Annotated in this window: 14 protein-coding genes and 1 tRNA gene; 7 read left to right on the forward strand and 8 right to left on the reverse strand. The window is 63.7% G+C overall.

The genetic code is table 11. The features are described from left to right. Window positions 1-88 precede the first annotated feature (88 nt). The 4 genes from A8G00_RS17720 to A8G00_RS17735 all read right to left on the reverse strand — a co-directional run bounded on the left by A8G00_RS17720 (window position 89) and on the right by A8G00_RS17735 (window position 3,164). Window positions 89-961: an FAD:protein FMN transferase gene (locus tag A8G00_RS17720; protein WP_103001301.1), complete on the reverse strand. Its 873-nt coding sequence runs from the start codon at window positions 959-961 to the stop codon at window positions 89-91. A 101-nt stretch (window positions 962-1,062) separates the two neighbouring features. Next, window positions 1,063-1,962: a DUF4198 domain-containing protein gene (locus A8G00_RS17725; protein WP_103001302.1), complete on the reverse strand. Its 900-nt coding sequence runs from the start codon at window positions 1,960-1,962 to the stop codon at window positions 1,063-1,065. An 11-nt stretch (window positions 1,963-1,973) separates the two neighbouring features. After that, on the reverse strand, window positions 1,974-2,498 hold the full coding sequence (locus tag A8G00_RS17730) for a DUF2271 domain-containing protein (RefSeq protein ID WP_103001303.1): 525 nt from the start codon (window positions 2,496-2,498) through the stop codon (window positions 1,974-1,976). 18 nt (window positions 2,499-2,516) lie between these two features. Beyond that, window positions 2,517-3,164: a PepSY-associated TM helix domain-containing protein gene (locus A8G00_RS17735; protein WP_044660112.1), complete on the reverse strand. Its 648-nt coding sequence runs from the start codon at window positions 3,162-3,164 to the stop codon at window positions 2,517-2,519. A 260-nt stretch (window positions 3,165-3,424) separates the two neighbouring features. Between A8G00_RS17735 and A8G00_RS17740 the strand changes: the two genes are divergently transcribed. Then, window positions 3,425-4,411, forward strand: a complete 987-nt coding sequence (locus tag A8G00_RS17740) for a VacJ family lipoprotein (RefSeq protein WP_103001304.1) — start codon at window positions 3,425-3,427, stop codon at window positions 4,409-4,411. Between the two features lie 54 nt (window positions 4,412-4,465). Here A8G00_RS17740 and A8G00_RS17745 read toward each other — a convergent pair whose 3' ends face one another. Both A8G00_RS17745 and A8G00_RS17750 read right to left on the reverse strand, forming a co-directional pair. Further along, entirely contained in the window at window positions 4,466-9,133 is a 4,668-nt protein-coding gene (locus A8G00_RS17745; RefSeq protein WP_103001305.1) for an NAD-glutamate dehydrogenase domain-containing protein, read from the reverse strand. A gap of 342 nt (window positions 9,134-9,475) precedes the next feature. Further along, the gene (locus A8G00_RS17750; protein WP_103001306.1) at window positions 9,476-10,747 is read right to left on the reverse strand and encodes a hypothetical protein; all 1,272 of its coding nucleotides are present in this window, start codon (window positions 10,745-10,747) and stop codon (window positions 9,476-9,478) included. A gap of 183 nt (window positions 10,748-10,930) precedes the next feature. Between A8G00_RS17750 and A8G00_RS17755 the strand changes: the two genes are divergently transcribed. The 5 genes from A8G00_RS17755 to A8G00_RS17775 all read left to right on the forward strand — a co-directional run bounded on the left by A8G00_RS17755 (window position 10,931) and on the right by A8G00_RS17775 (window position 14,467). Next, window positions 10,931-11,006 (forward strand) — tRNA-Thr (locus A8G00_RS17755). Between the two features lie 165 nt (window positions 11,007-11,171). Further along, window positions 11,172-12,386, forward strand: coding sequence for an integrase arm-type DNA-binding domain-containing protein (locus tag A8G00_RS17760; RefSeq protein ID WP_103001307.1), 1,215 nt, complete (start codon window positions 11,172-11,174; stop codon window positions 12,384-12,386). Window positions 12,387-12,462: 76 nt separating this feature from the next. Then, on the forward strand, window positions 12,463-12,876 hold the full coding sequence (locus A8G00_RS17765) for an MbcA/ParS/Xre antitoxin family protein (protein ID WP_103001313.1): 414 nt from the start codon (window positions 12,463-12,465) through the stop codon (window positions 12,874-12,876). Continuing rightward, window positions 12,870-13,595 carry an RES family NAD+ phosphorylase gene (locus tag A8G00_RS17770; protein WP_216365636.1) on the forward strand — a complete coding sequence of 242 codons (726 nt, stop codon included), beginning with the start codon at window positions 12,870-12,872 and terminating at the stop codon, window positions 13,593-13,595. Before A8G00_RS17765 ends, A8G00_RS17770 begins: the two co-directional genes overlap by 7 nt. Then, entirely contained in the window at window positions 13,592-14,467 is an 876-nt protein-coding gene (locus tag A8G00_RS17775; protein ID WP_103001309.1) for a 3'-5' exonuclease, read from the forward strand. The genes A8G00_RS17770 and A8G00_RS17775 overlap by 4 nt, the downstream gene beginning before the upstream one ends. A 78-nt stretch (window positions 14,468-14,545) precedes the next feature. Here A8G00_RS17775 and A8G00_RS17780 read toward each other — a convergent pair whose 3' ends face one another. Both A8G00_RS17780 and A8G00_RS17785 read right to left on the reverse strand, forming a co-directional pair. Continuing rightward, entirely contained in the window at window positions 14,546-14,881 is a 336-nt protein-coding gene (locus A8G00_RS17780) for a hypothetical protein (RefSeq protein ID WP_103001310.1), read from the reverse strand. Window positions 14,882-15,801: 920 nt separating this feature from the next. Continuing rightward, window positions 15,802-21,438 (reverse strand): autotransporter outer membrane beta-barrel domain-containing protein, encoded by a 5,637-nt coding sequence (locus A8G00_RS17785; protein ID WP_103001311.1) that lies wholly within the window; start codon window positions 21,436-21,438, stop codon window positions 15,802-15,804. A gap of 495 nt (window positions 21,439-21,933) precedes the next feature. Here A8G00_RS17785 and A8G00_RS17790 point away from each other — a divergent pair, with 495 nt between their 5' ends. Then, the gene (locus tag A8G00_RS17790; protein ID WP_146032616.1) at window positions 21,934-22,230 is read left to right on the forward strand and encodes a MarR family winged helix-turn-helix transcriptional regulator; all 297 of its coding nucleotides are present in this window, start codon (window positions 21,934-21,936) and stop codon (window positions 22,228-22,230) included. The last annotated feature ends 448 nt before the right edge of the window (window positions 22,231-22,678 follow it).

Genomic DNA, 22,678 nt, shown 5'->3' on the forward strand with positions numbered 1-22,678 from the left:
TGGGTGGCCAAATCGCCGCTGCCAGCACGCCAAGCCGCTGCCTTCGCAGGCGTGCGGGGCAGATCCTCCGCTCGCCACCCGTTCGGGTTCAATCCAGCATCGCGGCCAGGGCAGGCGTCATATATTCCTGCCCGCGATCAGCAACCCGCCGGATCAGGCATGCGGCAATGCCGTGCCGTGTGGCGAGGGCCATGCCACGTTCATGCCCCATTATCGTGATCGCGGTCGCCCAGGCGTCGGCCCGCATCGCGCTTTCGTGGAGCACCGTTACGGAAGCCACATCGTTGGTGATGGGCGCGCCAGTGGCGGGGTCCATGCTGTGGGAAAGGCGGACGCCGCCTTCCTGGCGGAAGCGGCGATAGTCTCCGGATGTCGCGACCGACAGGCCGCAAAGCGCTATCCGGAGCGTAGGGAGCGCAAGGCCCGGCGGAGCCTCCACGTCCACCCACCAGGGCTGGAGGTCGGGCTTGACCCCTTGCCCCTGCAATTCGCCGCCGATCTCGACCAGGAAATGCGCAGCGCCGAGGCCGCGCAGGGCAGCCGCCATCGCATCCACGGCAAAGCCCTTGGCGATGCCTGAAAAGTCCAGCGTCACGTCGGCCGTGCGCCGGGCGCGGTCGCCCTCAATCGCGATGGCGGTCCAGGGCGAGGGATGATGGGGGCCTTCGCAAAGGCCCGTCAGCCCGTCCGGACCGAAGCCCCATTTCGCCACCAGCCGGCCCACCGCCGGATCGAACGCGCCGCCCGACAGCCGGGCCATCTCCAGCCCGGCGCGCAGCACGGTCAGCATTTCGCCGGGCAGCGGCATCCATTGGCCGACCGGCGCGGCATTGAACCGGCTGATGGCGGAAGCCGCTTCCCAATTGCTCATCTGCGCGATGATGCGGCCCAGCACCGTTTCCATCGCCGCCGCGCTGCCGGGCGGGGCGTCGAAGATGCGGGCGGACCAGCTCGTGCCCATGGTCGGACCGCCAAAGTCGCTGATCCTGCCCGCCTGCTTGTCTGGCTCGAACAGGTCGGGCGAGAGGCAGGGCGGGATGGCGATGCGGATCAGGCGCGCGGTCAGCCCTGCACCTCCACCGTCATGGCATAGGTGGCGCGGTCCTGGGGCGGGCCCATGGGCGGACGGGGCCCGCCCTCACCCTGCGGCTGGCCCTGGGGCCCGGCTGCGCCCGGCGCACCGCCGGGGCCTTCGCCGCCCGGGCCGCGCCGCCCACCGGAACTGATGCTGACCCAATACATGCCCGCTTCCGGCCAGGTGAAGCTGACCTTCCCTTCGGCATCGGTCTTCGCATCCATCTGCTTGAGGTCCGACCGGTAGCGGATGCCGCCCGGGATGGCGACCACGTCCAGCCCTGCCGCGGGCTTGCCGTTCAACAGGAACTGGAAGGTGGCGGCTTCGCCCACGGCAAGGTCGTTGGGGTGGGTGACGGGCACCATCTCCAGCCCCTTGCCCGTGGTCGTGAAGACCTTTCGGTCCGGCTCGCCCGCCGTCACGAAGGTTTCGATCCGGGTGCGCGCCGTCGCCGTCTGCACGTCCGTCGCGCCCTGCGGCACGGCGGTCGCCAGCGTCGCGGCGGTGGTGCCGCGCGGCAGCATCCTGCGCTCGCCGTTCAGCATGTAATTGCCCATCAGCATCTCGTTGACGATGGCGATCTTGTACGTGCCCTTGGTCCTGATGCCGAGGTCGAAGGTCTGGCGCAGCTTGCCGATGGCGCGGTTTTCCACCTGCGCCGTGCTGCCGTCCGGTGCGGTCACGACCGGCTGCCAGTCCTGCCCCGGATGGTCGAAATAATAGAGATCGCTGGAAATGGCGGCGTCCACCGTCAGCCATTCATTGCCGGCGCCGGCGAACATGGTTTCGGACGGCAGCATCCAGGGCCGCGCCGCGCCCGCCATTTGCGGCAGAGCCATGGCGGCGGTGGCGGCGAGCAGCAACAGCGTCTTGCGGAACGTCATCATGGCCTCCCTCCTCAGCGCGACAGCACGGCGCTGACCGCGCCCAGTTCGAACTGGCCGCCGGCGCTGCCTCTGGCCCCGGCCGCCGTTACGTTGAGCGGCACGCGAACCACCTCGCGCCCGCCGGATTCACGCGCAGCCTCCACCACCAGCGTATATTTGCCGGGGGTCAGGACCGGCATGCCGCCCTTGCCGGCGGTGAAGCTCAGCTTATGGATGCCGGGGGCGCGGGTGGCGCCGGAAATGCCGTCGGCGGGCAGGGCGAGCGAGCGGCCGGAGGCGCGCCACCACATGCGAATGTCGCGCAGCCATTTGACGCCGCCATTGTTGCGCTTGTCGACATCGTAGAGAACCGAGAGGGTGCGGGCGGGCGCGCCCTCCTTCTCCAGCCAGATCGCGACATAGGGACGGTGATATTCCGCCACCGACAGGCGCGGCAGGGCAAGCGTGACGTCCAGGGTCTGGCCCGTGGCGGGCATGGCGACGGCGCTGGCGCCGATGGCCGCGCCGGTCAGGACGATCTTGTGGCTGATCTGCATGAGGTGAAGAACTCCCCCTTAATGGATGAAGATGATGGCCAGGACGGCCGGAATGGCGAGGCCCGCGGCGACCAGCGGCCAGGTGGTCGGGCGCTTCTTGGCATGGAGCCAGAGCAGGAGTAGGCCGGTGAGGGCGAAGAGGAAGCAGGCGACGGCGAAGATGTCGATGAACCACTTCCATATATTGCCGGCGTTGCGGCCCTTGTGCAGGTCGTTGAGATAGCTGATCCAGCCCCGGCTCGTCGCCTCGCTGGTGACTTCGCCGCTATGCCGGTCGATCGATACCCAGCCGTCGCCGCCGGGGCGGGGCAGGGCAAGATAGACCTCGTCCGCCGACCATTCCGCTTCGCCCGCACCGCTTTGGCCGATTTCCTGTTCCACCCATCGGGCGATCGGGGCGGGGAGGGGCCTCTTGGCGTCGGGCGCCTCGTCCGCCGCGACCTGCTTCAGCAAGGCGGGGGGCAGGGTGGCCGACCTGGTCACCGTCTGCGGCGAGCCCTCGACATCGGCGGCGTGGTTCAGCGTGATGCCGGTGAAGGCGAACAGCAGCAGGCCGATCAGGCTGATCGCGGAACTCACCCAATGCCAGGTATGAAGCTGCTTCAGCCAGAAGGCCTTCGGGCTCTTCTTCCTGTTGTTCGGCTGGGTGCGGGCGGGGGCGTGCATCGGAAGCGGGACGAGTCCTGTGGGAGATGAGGCAGGCTGCATAACGCGAACGACTCGCAATTGCAAACTATGGGCCTTGCAAAATTTGTATCAAAATATGCGAGGCAAAGCCGGATCGTTTCCATGGAGCGGCGGCCGGCGCAGGATGGCGGCGTCATGCTATTGACGGGTGACCCCATCGCAATTAGCCGCCTTAATGAAACGGGCGTGACATGAAAATGTCATCCGCTCCAAAGGGCCTGCCTGCAAGGAATGACGATATGCTGACGCCGGCCATAGCCGCTGGAATGCTGATGATGGGCGCGCAAGCGGGAACGGAGGGGGCGGCGGCGTCCGACCCTGCCGCCGTTGCCGCGCCAGCGCCCGATGCGCCTGCCGCTCCGCAGGCCGCCGCCGAAGGAACGCCGCAGGTGCTGGTCGTCCCGCCGCCGCCGGTAATGCCGAACCTGCCGGGCACGGACGCGCCTGCGGCTGCCGCGCCGCAGCCGGGCGAGATCGTCGTGACGGGCCATAGCCGCCCGCCGCCGGGCGATCCGCTGGAGCGGCTGAACGAGAAGAGTTTCCAGACGGTGCAGGCGGTCGACAAGGCCGTGTTGGAACCGGTCGCCAAGGCCTATAACAAGGGTCTGCCAAAGCCCGCGCGCAAGGGGCTGCGCAACTTCTTCTCCAACTTGCAGGAGCCGGTGGTCTTCCTGGCCTATATGCTCCAGTTCAAGCCGGGCAAGGCGATGGAGACGGTCGGACGCTTCACCATCAACACCACCCTGGGCGTGGCCGGCCTGTTCGACGTGGCGAAGCGCAAGCCCTTCTTCCTGCCCTATCGGCCCAACGGCCTTGCCAATGTGCTGGGCTATTATGGCGTGGGGCCGGGCCCCTATATGTATCTGCCGATCGTCGGGCCGACGACGCTGCGCGACATTGTGGGGGATACGGTGGACAAGCTGGTCGTGCCCTTCGCCGTCGGCAAGCCGTTCAACGAGCCGAAATATGTGATTCCCGCGACGATCCTGAACCAGCTGGGCGAACGCGCCGCCTTCGACGAGACGATCCAGCAGATCCGCAGCGAGGAAAATCCCTATGCCTATTATCGCGAGCTGTATCTGAAACAGCGCAAGGCGGAGATCGAGGCGCTGCACGGACGCACGGTGGAGGAACCGGTGACGCCGGTCTATGGGCCGGGGCTGGGGAAGGCGCCGCCGCCGGAAACGGTCCCTGCGCCGGAGCCGATTCCCACCCCCACCCCATAATCGTCATTCCCGCCTGCGCGGGAATGACGGGGGTTGGAGAGAGCATAAAGCCTCCTACCGCCCCAACAATCCCCGCGCCTGACCCGCGATCTCCGCCAGCATCGCGACATTGGGCGTCGCCGCCGTCTTGGCGCGCTGGACGAGGGCGCGGAACTGCTGGATGCGGGCGCCCCTTTCCTTCAGCCATGCCTCGACATGATGGGCGATGTCCTTGCCCGTCCCCTGCGCCAGGAAGTCGAGCCGCACCTGCTGCATGTCACGCGCCACGCCGGAGATCAGCAGCCGCTCCCACGGATCGGACGGCGCCATGCGCGCGGCGGTGGACTGCACCCAGTCGATGCCGACCGCTTCGCCCAGATGGGTGAAGGCGCGGGTCAGGGCGACTTCATCCACCGACAGGCGCCCGGCCAGCGCGGCGATGCCCACCGCGCCGTCCAGCTTGAACAGGCCGGCGGTCCGGCGGGTCAGCGCTTCCGGCGCGCCGAGCGACAGCAGCCGGTCCGTTGCGGCCGTGACCCGGCGCAGCGCCTCGCTGGTGAGCAGGTCGTCCACCTGCTTCGCCAGCATGCCCACGCCCTTGGCCAGCGCGCCATGGCCCGCCTGCGGCAGCGTGCCGGACGGCAGGCTGCGCAATATGTCCGCGATCTGCGCCCGCATGCCGTTGGCGATGTCCCCGAACAGGGCGAGCCGGGCGGCTTCGGACATCTCCGCCGCGTCGATGTCGTCCCATAGCCGGCGGATGTCGTAGAGCCTTTCCGCGATCAGGAAGGCGCTGGCGAGGTCGGCCAGCGAGCAGCCTTCCTCCTCCGCCAGTTCGAACGGATGGATCAGGCCGAGCCGGTTGACGATGCGGTTCGCGACCTTGGTGGCGATGATCTCCCTCTTCAGCGCATGGGCGGCGATGGCGTCGGCCTCTTTCTTCCGCATCGCGGGCGGGAAGGCCTGGGCGAGTTCGTCGTCCATGCTGGGGTCGGTGGCCAGGTCGCCATGCTCGATGGCGTCCTGCAAGGCGAGCTTGGCGGTCGACAGCAGCACCGCGAGTTCAGGCCGGGTGAGGCCCAGCCCCTCCTGACCGCGCCGCAGCAACTGGTCGTTGGCGGCAAGCCCTTCCACCTGCCGGTCGAGCCGGCCCGTCTCCTCGAAGGTTTCGATCAGCCGCACATAGCTCGCCAGTTCCGCCGCGCCGCCCGCCTCCGCGATGGAAAGGCCGAGCGCCTGGAGGCGATTGTCCTCCAGCACGATGTCGGCCACCGCGTCCGTCATGCCGACCAGCAGCTTGTTGCGGTCGTCGAAGGAGAGGCGGCCTTCCGCCATTTCCTTGTTGAGCGCGATCTTGATGTTGACCTCATTGTCCGAACAGTCGACGCCGGCCGAATTGTCGATGAAGTCGGTGTTGATCCGCCCGCCGCGCAGGGAGAAGGCGATGCGGCCCGCCTGGGTGACGCCCAGATTGGCGCCTTCGCCCACCACCTTCACGCGAAGCTGCTCGGCATTGACGCGCAGGCGGTCGTTGGCGGGGTCGCCCACATCGCCATGGCTCTGTGCGGCGGCCTTCACATAGGTGCCGATGCCGCCGAACCAGAGCAGGTCGTTGGGGCTTTTCAGGATCGCGGAGATCAGCGCGGTCGGCTCCATTTCGGCGTCGGTGACGCCCAATATCGCCTGCACCTCCGGGGTGAGGCGGATGCTCTTGAGGCTGCGCGGGAAGACGCCGCCGCCCCTGGAGATCAGCGTCTTGTCATAATCGTCCCAGCTTGAGCGCGGCAACTGGAACAGGCGGTTGCGTTCTTCCCAGCTTTTCGCCGGATCGGGATCGGGGTCGAGGAAGATGTGGCGGTGATCGAAGGCGGCGACCAGCTTGATCGCCTTCGACAGCAGCATGCCGTTGCCGAACACATCGCCCGACATATCGCCGCAGCCGACGACGCGCACCGGCTCGCTTTGCACGTCGACGCCCATTTCCGCGAAATGCCGCTTCACGCTGATCCACGCGCCCCTGGCGGTAATGCCCATCGCCTTGTGGTCATAGCCGTGGGAGCCGCCGCTGGCGAAGGCGTCGCCCAGCCAGAAGTCGCGTTCCAGTGCAAGGGCGTTGGCGACGTCGGAGAAGGTGGCCGTGCCCTTGTCGGCGGCGACGACGAAATAGGGATCGTCGCCGTCGTGGATGACGACCTGCCCCGGGTGCTTCACCTTGCCCTTGACGATATTGTCGGTGACCGAAAGCAGGGCGCGGATGAAGATGCGGTAGCTTTCCGTGCCTTCCGCGAACCAGGCGTCGCGGTCGACCTGCGGGTTGGGAAGCTGCTTGGGATAGAAGCCGCCCTTGGCGCCTGTCGGCACGATGACGGCATTCTTCACTCGCTGCGCCTTCATCAGGCCCAATATTTCGGTGCGGAAATCGTCCCGGCGGTCGGACCAGCGCAGCCCGCCGCGCGCCACGGGCCCCGCGCGCAGATGGATGCCCTCGACGCGTGGCGAATAGACCCAGATTTCCCGCCATGGCAGCGGCGCGGGCAGGCCGGGGACCTGCGCGCTGTCCAGCTTGAAGGCCAGCGCCTCCTGCGCGGCCGGGCTGTAGAAATTGGTGCGCAGCGTCGCGGTGATCACGGCGCGCAGCAGGCGCAGCACGCGATCCTCGTCTATGGCCGTGACCTTCTCCAGCCCCGCCTCGATCGCCTGTTGCGCGGCGGCGGCGCGCGCCGGTCCATCCTTGGCCTCCGGATCGTGCAGCGCCTGGAACAGCTCGATGAGCTGGCGGGCGATGCCCTGCTCACGCCGCAGCGTTTCGGCAAAGGTCGCCATGCCATAGGCCATGCCGGTCTGGCGCAGATAGCGGAACAGCGCGCGCAGCAGCACGACCGATCGCTGGTCCAGCCCGGCGGTGACGATCAACTCGTTGAACCGGTCATTTTCCGCCACGCCTTCGGTGACCTGCGCGATCGCTTCCGTCACGATGTTGGCGCGGGCAATCACGGTTTCGGCATCGCCTCCCGCCGGCAGTTCCAGGACGAAGCGCTGGACATGGCCCAGCGCGCCCGCCTGTCCCCTGGCTTCGACCGCCGTCAGCATCTCGTCGATCACGCGGAAACCGAAATTCTCGAAGGCGGGGACCACTTCGGACAGGGCGATGGCGTCATGGCTGTAGAGCTTCAGCCGCAGCCGTTCGGGCGTATCCTCTTCGTTGCGATAGATGCGGATCGACTTGTCGCCGGGGGCGGACAGGCTGTGCAGCAGGCGGATGTCGATCGCCGCCTCGGCCGGGCCGGCGCCGTTGCGATAGCCCATGGGAAAGCCGGGGGCGTAGCGCTGCGCCAGCGTCGCGGCCCGGCCGGCCTCCTCGCTTTCGGCCAGCGCCTCCTCGACAGCGGGCAGCCAGCCGCGCACCATTTGCTTCAACTGCCGGTCGAGCGGCTGTTCATCGGGCACCACGCCGCCATCGCGCAGGTCGAGCGTGATGCGCAGCAGCGCCAGGCCGCTTTCCTCCAGCGCGATCGACCAGCTCAGCACCGGGCCGTTGCAGGCCTGGCTCAGCATGTCCTGCACCGCCACGCGCCGCGCCGTGGTCAGCTCCTCGCGCGGCAGCCAGGCGAAGGCATAGAGATGGCGGGCCAGCGCGCTGGTGCCCAGCACCAGTTTCGGCCGCGGCCGGTCGGTCAGCGACATGAAGGTCAGCACCAGCCGCTCCAGCGTCTCGCGGTCGAAGCCGATGAGGATGTCATGGGGCAGGGCGGTCAGCGCATGGGTCAGCACCTTGCCCGCATGGCCGTGCGGATCGAAATCGAACTTGTCCATCAGCGCCGACAGCGCAGACCGCAGCAGCGGCACCCTGTCCGGCGTGGTCGCCAGCCCGGCGCTGGTCCACATGCCGGCGTGGATGGACAGCGCCGTCACCTGCTTGCCGTCCCGGACCGGCACGATGATCAGGTCCAGCAGGACGGGGCGGTGGACGCGAGAGAGGCGGTTGGACTTGATGATCAGCGGCGTGCGCTTGCCTTCCTCGAACCAGTTGAAGGCCGCCTCCAGCGTCGCGGGGGCCAGCAGGGGCTGGTCGCGCAGGCCGCAGATGCCGATGCCGGCGTCCGCCTTGCCGTCGCGGTGGCGAACCTCATGGCCGATCTGGGTGAAGTGGCGGGCCAGGAACCAGCGCAGCAGCGCCGCCCCTTCCTCGTCGGGTACGGCATCGGCATCGGCGGCCATCGCCTCCCGCATCTTCGGCCAGTCGGACACGGCGGCGCGGACGTCCGCCAGCGTTTCCTCCAGCGCCTTTTCCAGCGCCCGGCGGGCCTTGGCGTCGGCGCGGTCCGCCTCGATATAGATCATCGATTCCCGGCGCGCCCCGGCGGCTTCATTGTCGAGTATCGCCTTCAAATGGCCGTCGCCGTCGCGCTCGACCGACAGGACGGGATGAAGCAGGCGATGGATGATGATGTCGGCGGCGGCCAGCGCATTGGCGATGGAATCGACCAGAAAGGGCATGTCGTCATTGACGATGGCGATCCGCATGTAGCGCCCCGTCGCGCCTTCGCCCAGCGTTTCCATGGCGATGGCGACATGGCCGGGCCGGCGGGTCGCGGCGGTGCCGGCGATGAAGGCCGCCGCCGCCAGCATCGCCTTCTGGTCGAATCCTTCGCTTTCGCCGGGCAGGGCGCCCCGAGCCAGCGCCGCCTCCAGCGCTTCGCTTATGCTGTGGTCAACTTGCCTCGATTCAGCCAATGCCGTCATGCGCCTGCCTCTTGCCCGCGGGTTCAGCCCCGCTTCTGTGAACGGAGAAGGCGCCGGAGAACCGCCACGCGACTTCTCAAACCGATGCCGTCCACTATGCGCCACTGCGTCTTGAGGCTCAACCCAAGATGGGAAATAAAGTTACGTAAAATTGAAATAATATGATGCAGCGCAGCATGGGACGAATGCCCTGGAGAGTAAGCCACGAAATCGGCCCATGATCCCGTTCTGTCAATCCGGCGCGGCCGTTTCTGCCGATGGGAGGGGCCTGGGCCGCGATTAAGGATGCGCCCCGGTTGAATGCACCCTGCTCCCGCGCGGGAGCAGGCCGGGCGACAACGCCTAATTCGCAGCGGCGACGATCGCCCTCTGGCCGATTTCCGACCCTTCCGGCAGCGCGCCGACAATGGCGAGCGATCCGTCCTTCTCCCGCCGGGCGATGACCACCGCCAGCCCGTCGCCATCGGTGGCGACAGTGAAGGGATCGAGCGCGGCGGCCGCCTTCATCGCGGCGCGGGCGGTCTGCTGGCGATCGGGCTTGGCCGGGCCGTCGGTGCGGCGCTGGGCGCGTTCGTCGCGGACCAGCGCTTTCAGCCCGCCGTCATAATTGGCGAGATAGTCGCCGAAGCTGCCCAGGGCGATGCCGTTGGCGCGGGCATGATCCAGCGCGGTGGCATATTCGGTGATGCGCGTCTTGTCGTAGCTGGAGCCGAAGACCAGCTTCACCACGGCGGTCATCGGCGCTCGGGCCTGGACCTTGAGGCCGCTATTCTCCAGCAGTTCGGCATATTCCTCCGGCCGGGCGAGCGTAACCAGCGCGAAGTCGTAGCTGAGCCCGATGGCGCGATAGAGCGCCGCATGGCTGCGCGCCTCGCTGGTGCGCGCCTGCTCCGCGCTGTCGCGGGCGAGGGCCAGCCAATCGGCCAGCGGAGCGTCCTCGTCAGGGCTTTCCATGCCGCCAAGGTCGAGCGTGTCGAAATCCTCGACCGTCGGACCGTCCGCCCAGATCGGCGCGACCGGCGGCGCGGCGGGGCTGGAGAGCAGGGCGGCTTCCACCTCCCGGTCGATCTCCGCCGTGACGGCCTGGCTCGCCGCTTCTTTCCAGTTGATGACGCCGAAGACGAAGTCGATCGTCTCGTCATCGGAGGAGAAGGGCATCAAAATGCCGCGATAGAGGATTTCCGCGTCGCGCTGGTTGACGAAGCCCGCCTCGAACCCGATCGGCGCGGCGTTGGCGATGATCTGGAGATAATGGTCGGTCAGCCGCGACAGCAGGGAGCGGGCGGGGACGTCGTTGATATACTGGATGGGCCCGTCGATCTCGCACTCTTCGCGCAGCGCGGTGCCGAGATAGACGATGGCGGGATTCTCCAGCCCGGTGCTGAAGTCGAGCAGGACGCTGAAGGGGCCGAAATCTTCCAGATCCTGGGGCGCCAGATCCTCAATGGACGGCAGGCTGCGGTCGCCCAGCAGGGATGCCCAATAATTATAGGCACGCACCTGCATCCGGCGCTCATCGGCGCCGACAAGCGGCGGCGTCTCGATCGCTGCATCGTCGGCCGGACCGAAATCGTCCTCGTCATCGGCGATTTCATGCCCCCGCAGAGTGTCCATCCCATCGGTCCTTGGTTCAGGTAAAAGCTTTTCCTTGAGAATCGACAGTGCCATTGGATGGTAAAGATGGCGTAAAGGCGGGGTGAAATGATGATCCGAAGCGGTTTGACGCTGGATGGGCATGGCAAATCGCATTTGCCCGCTTGTCCTTCCCGCCAAGCGCTGTTATCTGCCCGCCCCAACGCCGCTTTAGCTCAGTCGGTAGAGCATCGCATTCGTAATGCGAGGGTCACGTGTTCGAGTCACGTAAGCGGCACCAGGAACGCCCCTCCAAAGGGGCCTAAACCCTCCAAAATCAGCCAAAAATTTGCTATGCTTGGGCATCGGCTTTCCGGTGAGGCCCCCACGCGTCCACCTGCATCCAGGTGATTTGGGGGCCCCAAATCCGGGGGCCTAAATGACATGCTTGAGTCGAGGCCCCCAGATGCTGACTGCAGTTCAGATCAAGACCCTGAAGCCCAGGGAAAAAGCCTATAAGGTCGCCGACGGCGCCGGGCTCTATCTCCTGGTCAACCCCAATGGCTCGCTGCTATGGCGGGTGAAGTTCCGCTTTCACGGCATCGAGAAGAAGATGGCGCTGGGGCGCTATCCCGACATGAGCCTGAGAGAGGCGCGCGAGAAGCGCGACGAAGCCCGGGAATATCTTGAGCAGGGCGTCGACCCTGTTGCGCACAGGAAGCAGGAAAGGCTGAAGGCCGAGGCTGCGGCCCGCACGACCTTCCGGGTCGTGGCGGACGAATTCATCGCGAAGATGGAGATCGAGGGCAAGGCTCCCGCCACGCTCAAGAAGATGCGGTGGTTTCGCGACGTGCTGGACCCCAAGATCGGCAATCGGCCCATCAAGGACATCACGGCCCATGAGTTGCTCAGGGCGCTCAAGCGGTTCGAGCAGAAAGAGCATTATGAATCTGCCACCCGCGCCCGTGCATTCTCCGGCCGCGTATTCCGTTATGCGGTGGCAACCTTACGCGCGCAGCACAACCCGGCCGACATTCTGCGTGGTGCGCTGGTCAGCCCGAAGGTAAAGCATCATGCCGCCATCCTGAAGCCGGAGAAGGTTGGCGAACTGCTGCGTGCGATCGATGGCTATGGCGGCAGGATTGAAACGCGCTTTGCTCTGCAGTTGGCCCCGCATGTCTATCTCCGTCCAGGCGAACTGCGGAAGGCAAAGTGGGACGAGATTGATTTCGAGGCGGCGATTTGGCGCGTGCCTGCCGAGCGCACGAAGATGCGCAAGCCTCATGTTTTTCCCTTGTCGAAGCAAACGCTTGATTTGCTGCGGGATCTCCGAGCGTTGGGGAATCGCGGTGACTATCTGTTTCCTGCAAACAGTACATGGCTCAAGCCCATTTGCGAAAATACGCTGAACATCGCGATCCGGCGAATGGGCTTTACGGGCGAGGAGATGACCTCGCACGGATTTCGATCCACTGCGAGCACGCTTCTGAATGAAAGCGGCTTGTGGCATCCCGATGCAATCGAACGGTCGTTGGCGCATCGCGAGCGTGACAGCGTCCGGGCTGCTTATCATCGCGGGGCGCATTGGGACGAGCGGGTTCGCATGGCGCAGTGGTGGTCGAATTATCTCTGTCGGTTGCGGGATGGCGCGGAGGTGATCCACCCCATGTTTGGCACCTGACACTTATTGACTCCTGACTGTCTAAATATTGCCAAATGGCATTATATGAATTACATCATGCCAGATGGAGGTATGTATGGCGATGTTGCAGCCGATTGACACTGTTCCGGCCCCTTTCCGGCCAGAGCCGATTTCGCAGGAAGAAGGTGGTGCGCTGTTCCGTGCGGCGCTCAACCTTTTTGCGCGATGGGGTGTCACGGATGAGCAGGCTGCTGTGCTGACCGACATGCCGGTGCGGACCTACCGCAGGTGGAAGGCAGAGGGGCCGGGACGTATCTCGCGCGACGGGCTCGCCCGGCTTTCCAACCTGATGGGCATCCACAAGGCTTTGCGGATCATCTTTCAGGAGCCGCAGCGCGGATATGACTGGATCAAGGCCCCCAATGCCGCTTTTAGCGGCGCCAGCGCCTTGCAGGTGATGATCGGGGGAGAACTGACCGACATCATGCGGGTCCGGCGCTATCTAGACGCGGAGCGTGGTGGCTGGTGACGACGCCAGACGAACCGCCGGTCAGCAAGGTCGAATGGGAGGGGGCGGTCAGGATCATCCGCAGCATCTATCCTCCCATCGATTTGTTCGAGGATATTGCCGATCCTGCCGATTGGCCCCTTCTGCTTTCAGCCGAGCAGAAGACTAACCCGCGCATCATGGCATCCGTCGGCAACATCGATCTCGTGCCGCCGGGGCGCCGGGTTGGAGGCGCCGGTTCCTCATATCTGATGGCATCGTTCACGCATGTCAGTATCGATCGACCGAGCCGCTTCTCGGGCGGAGAATTTGGCGTCCTATACGTGGCGCGCTCCTATGAAACCGCGCTGTTCGAGACGATCCATCATCATGCAGCCTTCATGGCGAGGACCAGCGAGGTTGCGGGCTGGACGTCTCAGTTCCGTGAGATCGTGATGAAGGTCGATGCCGAGCTTCACGATCTTCGTGGCGATATGCACGAATTTCGGGCTTGTCTTGACGCGGATAGCTATCGAGCGGCGCAGCAACTCGCGGCGCGCTTGCGCGCGGATGGGTCGAACGGCATTGCTTATCCAAGCGTTCGGGACGCTGGTGGGGAATGTGTCGCTCTCTTCTACCCTGATTGCGCGTCCGGTCCTGTTCAGGGCCGGCATCTGGATTATCACTGGGATGGAAGGCGGGTCGATCTCGTGCGTGATGCTGGAAGCGGCGCCGTCTTCAGGGTCGTCGAGGCAGCATGAACGCGGTCCATGATCGCCATGCGCATGCGGCCGAATTGTTGGGCGCACATCCTGACTTCCGTGTACAGCGACGCCTCATGCCGGTATCGGCCTTCCATGAGGCGGTCCCATCCGTCCCGAGCCGGATTGGCGTCGCGATCGACGTCGAGACGACCGGGCTGAACCACGATGCGGATCGCATCATCGAACTGGCTGTCCAGCGCTTCCGGTTCGACGCACGAGAGCGCATCATTCAGGTCGGCATGCCCCGCGTCTGGCGTGAGGATCCGGCCATGCCGCTGGACCCCAGGATCACGATGCTGACTGGCCTGACGGAGGAAGACGTTGCAGGCCAAGCAATCGACGATGCTGCGGCCGTGGACATACTCGCCTCCGCTGACATCATCGTTGCCCATAATGCCGCATTCGACCGGCCGTTCGTCGATCGTCGTCTGCCAGCCATTGCCGGCAAGCCATGGGCCTGTTCCATGGCCGAGCTCGACTGGCTCGAGCTTGGTTTCGAGGGGCGCGCGCTTGCGCATCTCGTTTCGCAATGTGGGTGGTTCTACGAGGGGCACCGGGCCGAAAACGACATCCTTGCTCTTCTCTATCTGCTTTCACACGGATTGCCGGACGGCGAGACAATCCTTGCAAAACTGATCGCCTGTTCGGATCAGCCAACCTGGCGCGTCAATGCCGTCGATGCGCCGTTCGATTCCAAGGATCGTCTGAAAGCGAGGAGGTATCGCTGGGATGCCGCCTTGCGCTTCTGGTGGAAGAGCATCGGCCACGGGGATGCGGACGCCGAGCGCACCTGGCTGCTCAGTGACGTTTACGGAGGATATGGCGAACCTGCGTTCATACCCGTCACGGCCTGCGAGCGGCATCGGTAATCCGTAGTTGGATCGCAGGCATGCCATTGACGGCGGCTGTTCCTGACCTCGCATTCTGGCGCGGAGCGCTCGCCGGCCTCATGCCGCCCAGCGATCAAGGTCCGGAAAAAGCGGCAAAGCCGGCGGATTGGCGGGCTCCACCACGCGGGCGTCGAATGCCGCGATAGTCAGCCATTCGATGCGCCACTCGACACGGGCAGCATTGCCTTCGAAATGAACGAATCCCGCACCATCGCGAGCGACTTCCCAGCGACAGCGCATGTCCTTGTCTAAGAAGCCCATCAGCAATGTGCCATCGCTCAGGCCAACCAGAAAGCGGTCATCATTTTCATAAGGCACTGCCAGCACCGTTTCCACGTCGCCGGTAACCCGCAGGCGAACACTATCCGAAATCGGGGTGATCAGAACGCACATCGCAGAATCCCTCTTTCCTACATGAGAACAAATAGCGAACATATCGGGCGGAAAAGGAGTCGGCAATGATGATTATCGACGGATCGTTTCTTCTTGGAGTGGCAGCGGTGCTGACCAGCCTCGCGACCCTGTGGCGGGCCGTGAAGGGGCAAAGGTAAGAAGTTACGGGCTGATGGCTAGGAGGCTCGGTTTGGTAATATGCATGCTGCTTAAATCGATGCAGGATTTTGTAAGCATTTCAGAACCGATTTCTTCGTTTCTGAATTTCCAGTTTTGGCCGGTTGCGGACTGGCAGGTATCAGCTGGACAGTGGGTGATAGCTGTCGGTCCTCTTTCGGGACTGGCGATAAGTCGCGGACGGAAAAAGCTGCCGGTCGGCCGTCGACCAGTCCCGGCCGTTCAGCGGCCAATTTTTGATTGCCAGGTGCGGAAGGGCCGCTTTCGATCTTGGGTGCCCGGGATTGGCCGATAGACAAATGTCAGTTTCGGGGCAGTATGTGGAATAGCTGCCGTTCGCACAGCATCGCTCACGACTAAAGTTGAGTATTCACGGACACCGCCATGACCGTCCGGCTTAGATGGAAGCTCCCGATAATCGCCAAATGCCGCAGACAAATGACCCGACCAGAAACTGGCCGGGTCAAGGTCAGGAAACCTTCAAGGCTTCCTTGGGTCGCGCTTCGGGTCATGAGCGACGACACTCGTTTTCTCCATCCGGGTTTTTCCCGGTGTTCAGCAGGTGCCGTTATTTCGGACCTCGTTTTGGCTAACGTAGCTAGCGCCTTGATCTCACGACAGTCCGCCTTTGGCAGCTTACGCGCGATGCGCCGACCTGTCCCTTTTCTGATTAGAGGCAAAAAGGGGGAAGAGTCTACCGACCCTTCCCCAAGTTGGACGTCTGTTCTGACAGGGCTTAAGTGTCAGAACCGGACGTTGATGCCTCCGCGGGCTTCGGCACCCTTTTGCGACCCGCCGAAGTTCACACCGCCCTGAACGAACAGTCCGATGCGATCATGGAAGAGCGCATTGATGCCCGCGTCGAGCGACCCGTAGCCCTTGGGATCAACCCCCTTCAGAATGAAGGGCGTGCCACCCGCAGCATAGGTGAAGGCACGGCTGGAGCCGATGTCACCCTGGAAGGTGTAGCTGAGCTTACCGAACGGACGGACGGCCATCGCTTCCGTCGCCGCCAGCGTGGTGGCGAGACGGACGCCGACTTCAGGCACGAACACCGTCTTGGAGTCGCGGCCCGAGCTGACGCCGACACCTGCGCCGCCTTCCTCGGTGAAGCCACCCAGCGACCAGTGACGCAGCGCCACCTTGGCATAGGGCATGACGGAGGCGTTGCTGCCTTCGGTCACGTCATAGCCGAGTTCGGCATTGGCGTTCCACTCGCGGCCCTTGAAGGACGCATTCATCGTGCGGTCAAGCAGGGTCAGTTCACGCGTAACGTCGAAGTCGGAGAAGCCATAGACGAACTGTGCACCGGCATGGAGCGGACCGAAGCTGTGCTTCCAGTCCAGCCCCAGCGAGTAGGTCCGCGCCTTGGCCGATTCCGGCGTACCGCGAGCGGCGATGTCATGCTCGGCATAGGCGAAACCGATGCCCAGCGTGCCTTCATCCGAGTAGCCCAGGTTGAAGCCCAAGGCCCCGCCATAGCTGTTGTCGCGGATCTTAGACGCGCCCGAGGAGGTGCCGCCATAACGGGCGAAACGACCGACCGGGTTGATCCAGAAGCCGAAACCGGACTTGCCGGTGGCACCCACGACCGCTGCGCTCTCGAAGCTCTCGGTCAGGGCCGAGTTCTGTTCGATCGCTGCCAGCGAGCCGTAGAATTCGGCCGAGGACAGTTCGTTGAACACCTGTTGCGCGCCGGCCAGCGTCAGACGCCAGTCGAGACCCGAGATGATGTTCGCCGCATCCTGCACCAGACCCATTTCGTTCACCGAGGTGAACACCGCGCCACCATTGGCGTCCTGCGCGATCTTCGTGGTGATGACCGGGATCAGCGCGTCGAGGGCGCCCGCAGCCGAAGCAGCATTGGGGTTGGTCGCCGCCGAGGCGTAGCTGGTGCGCTTGGCCGCGATGCTGACGGTCTTGGTAGCCGTGTCGTTCTTCAGCTCGAAGCTGACGAAGGGCGAGCTGATCGACTGCGACACGGTGGCGCCGACTGCGCTGGCCGCATCGGTATAGGAGAACAGCGTGTAGCCGTCGCCATTCGAGTAGATCGCATCCCGCGTCACGTCGACCACCAGCTTGCCGGCCAGGTTCAACTTGCCGGTCACGTCGATGCGCGACGGACTGGACTGGACCGAGGAGCCGTTGGCCGCGGTGGTGAAGTAGGGCACATTTGCACCGGCCTGGATCGGGCCGAGCACTTCGGTGCCACCATTGCTGGTGCCCACCGAAACCGCACCGGCGCGGACCAGCGACGGGCTGACGCCGACAACCGTGGTGCCGGTGGCGGTCTGGGTATAGTCGCCGGTCAGTGCGACCTTGACGCCCGTGATCGTCTCCGTGCCCTCGGTGGTCAGGCTGTTGCCGATCGTGTCCGCACCGATCAGGGTGCGGCGACCGACGACCAGCGTGCCGCCGTCGACATTGATGTTGCCCTTGATGCCGATGAAATCGCCATCCGCATCGGTCGGATCATAGGCCGGACCGGTGAGCTGGATTTCACCCGCCTTGACGTTAATCGCGCCGACATCCGCGCTCCAACCCGGCTGGAGACCCGGAGCATCCGGAACGATATAGGGCGCGAGGTCGAGCACGAAGGTGCCCGCATCGGCCTTGTTCACAGCTTCGACGCCCAGGATACGGACCGAACCGGTCGAACCGGTGCCGAAGCCCAGATCCTGCGCTTCCTTCGGCAGCACCGCTTCGGGCGAGTAAACGGCCGAGGTCGGGGTCTTCAGGTTCAGCTTGTCCGCACCCAGATAGCCCGAACCGTTGAGGTTGAGCGTGGTGTTGGTCAGGCGGTTGCCGTCTTCGTCCTGCTGCGCAGCAATGCTGCCCAGCGTGACGGAACCATTGTTGAGGTTGACCGTCGCCGAGACGTTGCTGGTCTTGACGTCGGGCTCATCGGCCCGGCCGAACGGATCGCTGACCGTCGCGCCACTCACATAGACGCCACCGCCCAGGAAGTTGTTCTGGTTGATGGTGTAGTTCTGCGCCGTCAGTGCCGCCGCCGGCGTCACGGTCTGGACCGTGTCGGTGACGGTGTCGGTCTGAGTCGTCGTGTAGTTGGCGACTTCATCACCGGCATAGATGCTGCCCGCGATGCCGCCGCTGTTGGTGACGGTGCCGGTGCCGGCCGCGATGGTGACGTCGCCGCCGATGGTCGCGCCCGATGCGTTGGTGACCGAAGCCGTGCCGCCGACGCCAGTCAGCGTCTGGACCGAAACATCCTGACGCAGCGCTGCATTGTCGAGGTTGGTCGAGGCCAGGCTGCCGCTGCCGACGGAATTGAGCGACAGGGCGTAAACGCTGCCCTCGATCGCGCCAGCGTTGCTGACCGATGCCGACTTGTTGCCGCTGGCATAGGCTTCGCCACCGACTTCGCTCTTGGCACCCACGCTGACCGAGGCGTCGCCGCCTGCCAGAGTGGAGATGCCGACGATGGTTTCGTCAGTCTGGACGCCGCTGTCATTGTAGAGGCGGGTCTGCGTGTAGCTGTAGTTGGTGTAGTTCGATTCAGCCGACAGATCGCCGCCGACCTTTGAACCGGCCGCGATGGTGACCGAAGCCGCCGTCACGCCTTCCGCATCGACATCGTCCGCAACGCCAAGAGCGCCAAGGTTCTTGAGTGCCGCATCGGTGTTGACGACCACCGACGCGGTGCCGCCGACCTGCGTCGAGCTTTCGGTATAGACCTGCTTGACGATAGCGGGGCTGGTGCTGCTGTCTGCAATCTCACCGGCATAGTCGGTCGTCGTGCTGGTGGCATAGTTGTTGCCGGAGGCATAGGCCCGCGCATCGTCGCCGACGGTGCCGGTAACCGTGGTGGTGGCATTGCCGCGGCTCGACGAAGCTTCGGCGTCGCCGCTGACTGTTCCGGCAATGGCGACGGTGGCGTCGCCCACGCCATCGCTGACGGTATAGCTGTAGCCGCTGGTCGAAGTGGTGGTGCCGGTTTGCGCCGCCGGATCGCGCGTGAACGTGCTTTCCGAAGTCGACAGATAGTCGGTGCCGCTGGCGCTGGCATAGACGCTGGCGAAATTGTTGGTGCCGCCGACGCTGGCGTCCTTGGCCACCGTGACAGAAGCGCCGGTGCGGCCATAGGCCGCAACGTCACCGCCATTGATGGCAGCCTTGCCCGAACCGGTCAGGTCGACGCTGGCCGAACCGCCAACAGCCATCTGCTCGTTCGAGCTGCTCTGGACGATGCTGTCCGTGCGATAGACGCCGCCCGTGACCGTTTCAGAAGAAGCATAGCTGCTCTGATAGTGGTAGTCGGTTGCCGAGGCGTTGGACTCCACATCGCCGGCAACGCTGCCGGAAATGGTGACGGCGCTGTTGCCGGTCGCGCTCGAGTAGAGCGATGGCGTGCCGCCGACGCTGCCTTCGACCAGCTTGCCGCTTACAGTGACGGTGCTGTCGCCGCCGGCGTTGGTCGTGGTGGTTTCGTCGTCGCTGCTGGTGATCGTCCGCGTACCGTCGCCGGCCGTGTCGAGAACCGTGACCGTCTTGTCTTGGCTAAGCTCGGTGGAATTGGACGAACCCGCATAAGAATTCAGGCTGCCATAGACGGTGCCGGTGACAGTCGCCTTGCTGGCCTTGTCAGCTTCCTGCGTGATCGAACCATCACCCGAAACGAAGTTCAGCGTGCCGTTAGAGCCGGAATAAGTGCCGGTAACGTTACCGCCCGTTGCCGTTTCGGCGTAATCGTAGACGGTTTCGTTGGTCGAGGTCGTGACGTTCAGCGCCGGCGGCGTGGCGATCGCGGTCGAGCTGCTGTTGTTGTAGGTATATTTATAGTCGCTGTCCGAACCGGTGCTGCGCGCATCGGTGCTGCCGAACACGGCGCCCTTGTTGTCGACGGTGACATCGCCCAGAGCGTTGATGGACACATCGCCCTGCACCTGACCGGTCGCCGCATTGGCGAAGCTCGCTGCGCCGCCTGCCTGCTTGTAATGATATTCGTCGATTTCCTGGTTGCTGCTTTCGACCAGCGTCGGGCTGCTCGACGAGGACGAGCTGTAGGTTTCGCTGTAGCTCGTCGGCAGCGAACGGTTCGAGTTGCCGATGACATCGCCCTCGATCTTGCCGGCGTTCGACAGCGTCACGCCGCCATCGGCGCTGGCGATCAGGTCGCCGCCGATCGATCCGGTCGCACCGACCGAGCCGGTCGCTGCGCCGCCAGCTGCGCTATAATCATAGCTATAGCCGCTCGTGCCGGCCGCATAATCGCTGTTGCCCTGATAATCGTAATTGGTCGCTTGCGACGTCAGTTCGACATCGCCGTCGACTGCACCGTTGATGGTACCGGTCGCACCGCCATTGCCGGAGGCAATCGCATCGCCAGCGACTTCGCCAGACTGACCGACCGTAACCGATGCGGTCTTGCCCGCGGCGGTCTGGGTATAGTGATAGCTGTCGCTGACGGGCGTTGCGCCATCGTCGACTGAAACGGAGGTGTTCGTGCTCGAATAGCCGTCCGCATAAGCCTGTGCGCTGCCATCGACCGAACCGTCGACCGAAACGGAGGCTCCGCCCACGCTCGACGCATAGGCCGAGTTCACATCACCCGTCTGCGTGATCGCAACCGATGCGGCGCCACCGCCGAGAATGTTGTCCGAACGCGAGGTGGTCGTGACCACGGTGCCTGCGGTGGCGGAGCTGGTGCCCGATACCGTCTGCACGGTGCCGCCTGCATAGGCAGCCGCTTCGTCCGCCTTGCCGCCGACGGTCACCGATGCGCCGTTCAGCGCCTCTGCCGTCACATCGCCGCGCGCCGTGTCGGTCTGGTTGGCAACGTCGCCCTGCTGGTCGACCGTAGCCGTGCCGCTGGCATAATCCGTGGTGGTGATGCCGCCGACCGTGGCCGAGGTCGCTGTGGTGATGCTGTCCGCGGACACGTCGCCCGAACGGACCAGGCCGGCCGCCGTGCTTGCCACCGACACGTCGCCATAGCTCGAGGCAGCTACGCCGTTATACACGGTGCCCGAATTGGTGATGCCGACATTGCCGCCGAAGCCGAATGCGTTCAGGCCACCGGAAACCAGACCGCCATTGGTGGCGCTGAAGGTGTTTGCCGCAGCCGCATTGCCCACGCCGTAGAAGGTCGCACCAGCGGTGTCCGTCACCGCGCCAGCGGTGTCGACCGCGCCAAGTGCGCCATTGTTCACGAAGGAGATCGCACCGTCGCCCTGGCTCGCGCTGGGGGTGAGGCCGATGGAGCCGCCGGTGATCGAGCCCGTCGCAGCGACGGTCAGGTTCAGATCAGAATCGGGAACTGCGATCGCAGTGTTGATGGCCGTCTGGACATCGGCTGCCGTCTGCGCGGTCGATACGGTGACATCACCGGCGTGCGCCGTCGCGGAGAAGCCCGCTGACAAGGCTGTAGAGAGCAATAGCGCTCTCTGCAAATTGATCCTTTTCTTCATTCTTGAACCTTTCTTATGGGTCGCTTTTTGGAGGTTGCAGGTCGCCATTCCATGAACCGAAGTTCACAGATGGCGACAGAAACCTGTTCTCAGAAATTACTTCACGCTAATTTGGTAGGTATTTGACAGACGATCGGCCCCATCCAATCATTTCTTTTGCCATAATTCGCTCGTTTCTAAGCATCGGAGAACGAATTCCTTATCTGGATTGTGTTAAGGAAATCTCCGAATGATGCCTCGTCTATCCAGATGTTTGTCACAAACCGAGCATTTAAATGTATACTTTTTATATATATTTCATGGTTGATCTCGGTCAGTTTGTGGGTCAGTAGAAACCCGGGACCGATCGGGTGTTGATTGACGGGCGTTACGCGCCCCCACATCGGTTCTGCATCCTTGGGTCGCACCAAAAATTAGTTTGTTGGTGACAAGTCCTGGGGATTGCCTGTGCGTGATGGTTTGAAAATCAGCGAAATTCTTCAGATGGAACAATGCTTCAAGAAGAATTTTGGCTTCAATCTGATGAAACCAGAGGCAAAAATCATTTTGATTCTCAAGCAAAAAAGGTCGCTTTCCATCAAGGAGGCGATGACATTTCTCGATTTGTCATATCGAGGTTTCTATATCCTCGTGAGAAAGCTCGAAAATAGTGGCGTTATCTATTTGAAAGATGATCCGCATGACAAAAGAGTAAAGCGGATATTTCTGAGCAACGGCGACCTACCTGTCTTGCATTTTTCCTGAATTAGCCAATTTTATTACTGTATAGTAATAGATGAACGAAATCTGTAATTTTCAAGAAGAAAATCATCAAATCCGCAAGATATGATCCAAAATGGCGGATTTTTATAAGTTCAAGGTTGCACAGGATCGAACTCGTTATGATCTCATCCATATTCTACGGACAAATTCGTCGGGAAGATATCGCCTTCCTGACGGTGATGATCAATGGCTGGATCGATCGACACGGTATCTGACAAATGCGTTCGGCAACCCGACGGACCGTGGCATTTCAAGCCGCTCCTCAGTCTGAGGAGATCGATGTCGACGCTATCCGGAAAATTCCCTGATATTAGGGCGTGAACTCATAATTTGAGTTGAGCTCTCCGCCTTCGCATGATTCAGGCGCTCTTTGAGAATGGAGGGCGTATGGCGCGGCGGCGGTATGAACTAACGGACAAGGAATGGCTGA

The organism is Sphingobium sp. SA916 (genome assembly GCF_002894065.1).
Lineage (GTDB): Bacteria > Pseudomonadota > Alphaproteobacteria > Sphingomonadales > Sphingomonadaceae > Sphingobium > Sphingobium fuliginis.

What these genes read in the sequence shown, in the direction of transcription:
- A8G00_RS17720 (WP_103001301.1), bottom strand. Translation starts at nt 961, where the DNA reads ATGGGCACGAGCTGGTCCGCCCGCATCTTCGACGCCCCGCCCGGCAGC.
- A8G00_RS17725 (WP_103001302.1), bottom strand. Translation starts at nt 1,962, where the DNA reads ATGATGACGTTCCGCAAGACGCTGTTGCTGCTCGCCGCCACCGCCGCC.
- A8G00_RS17730 (WP_103001303.1), bottom strand. Translation starts at nt 2,498, where the DNA reads ATGCAGATCAGCCACAAGATCGTCCTGACCGGCGCGGCCATCGGCGCC.
- A8G00_RS17735 (WP_044660112.1), bottom strand. Translation starts at nt 3,164, where the DNA reads ATGCACGCCCCCGCCCGCACCCAGCCGAACAACAGGAAGAAGAGCCCG.
- A8G00_RS17740 (WP_103001304.1), top strand. Translation starts at nt 3,425, where the DNA reads ATGCTGACGCCGGCCATAGCCGCTGGAATGCTGATGATGGGCGCGCAA.
- A8G00_RS17745 (WP_103001305.1), bottom strand. Translation starts at nt 9,133, where the DNA reads ATGACGGCATTGGCTGAATCGAGGCAAGTTGACCACAGCATAAGCGAA.
- A8G00_RS17750 (WP_103001306.1), bottom strand. Translation starts at nt 10,747, where the DNA reads ATGGACACTCTGCGGGGGCATGAAATCGCCGATGACGAGGACGATTTC.
- A8G00_RS17760 (WP_103001307.1), top strand. Translation starts at nt 11,172, where the DNA reads ATGCTGACTGCAGTTCAGATCAAGACCCTGAAGCCCAGGGAAAAAGCC.
- A8G00_RS17765 (WP_103001313.1), top strand. Translation starts at nt 12,463, where the DNA reads ATGGCGATGTTGCAGCCGATTGACACTGTTCCGGCCCCTTTCCGGCCA.
- A8G00_RS17775 (WP_103001309.1), top strand. Translation starts at nt 13,592, where the DNA reads ATGAACGCGGTCCATGATCGCCATGCGCATGCGGCCGAATTGTTGGGC.
- A8G00_RS17780 (WP_103001310.1), bottom strand. Translation starts at nt 14,881, where the DNA reads ATGTGCGTTCTGATCACCCCGATTTCGGATAGTGTTCGCCTGCGGGTT.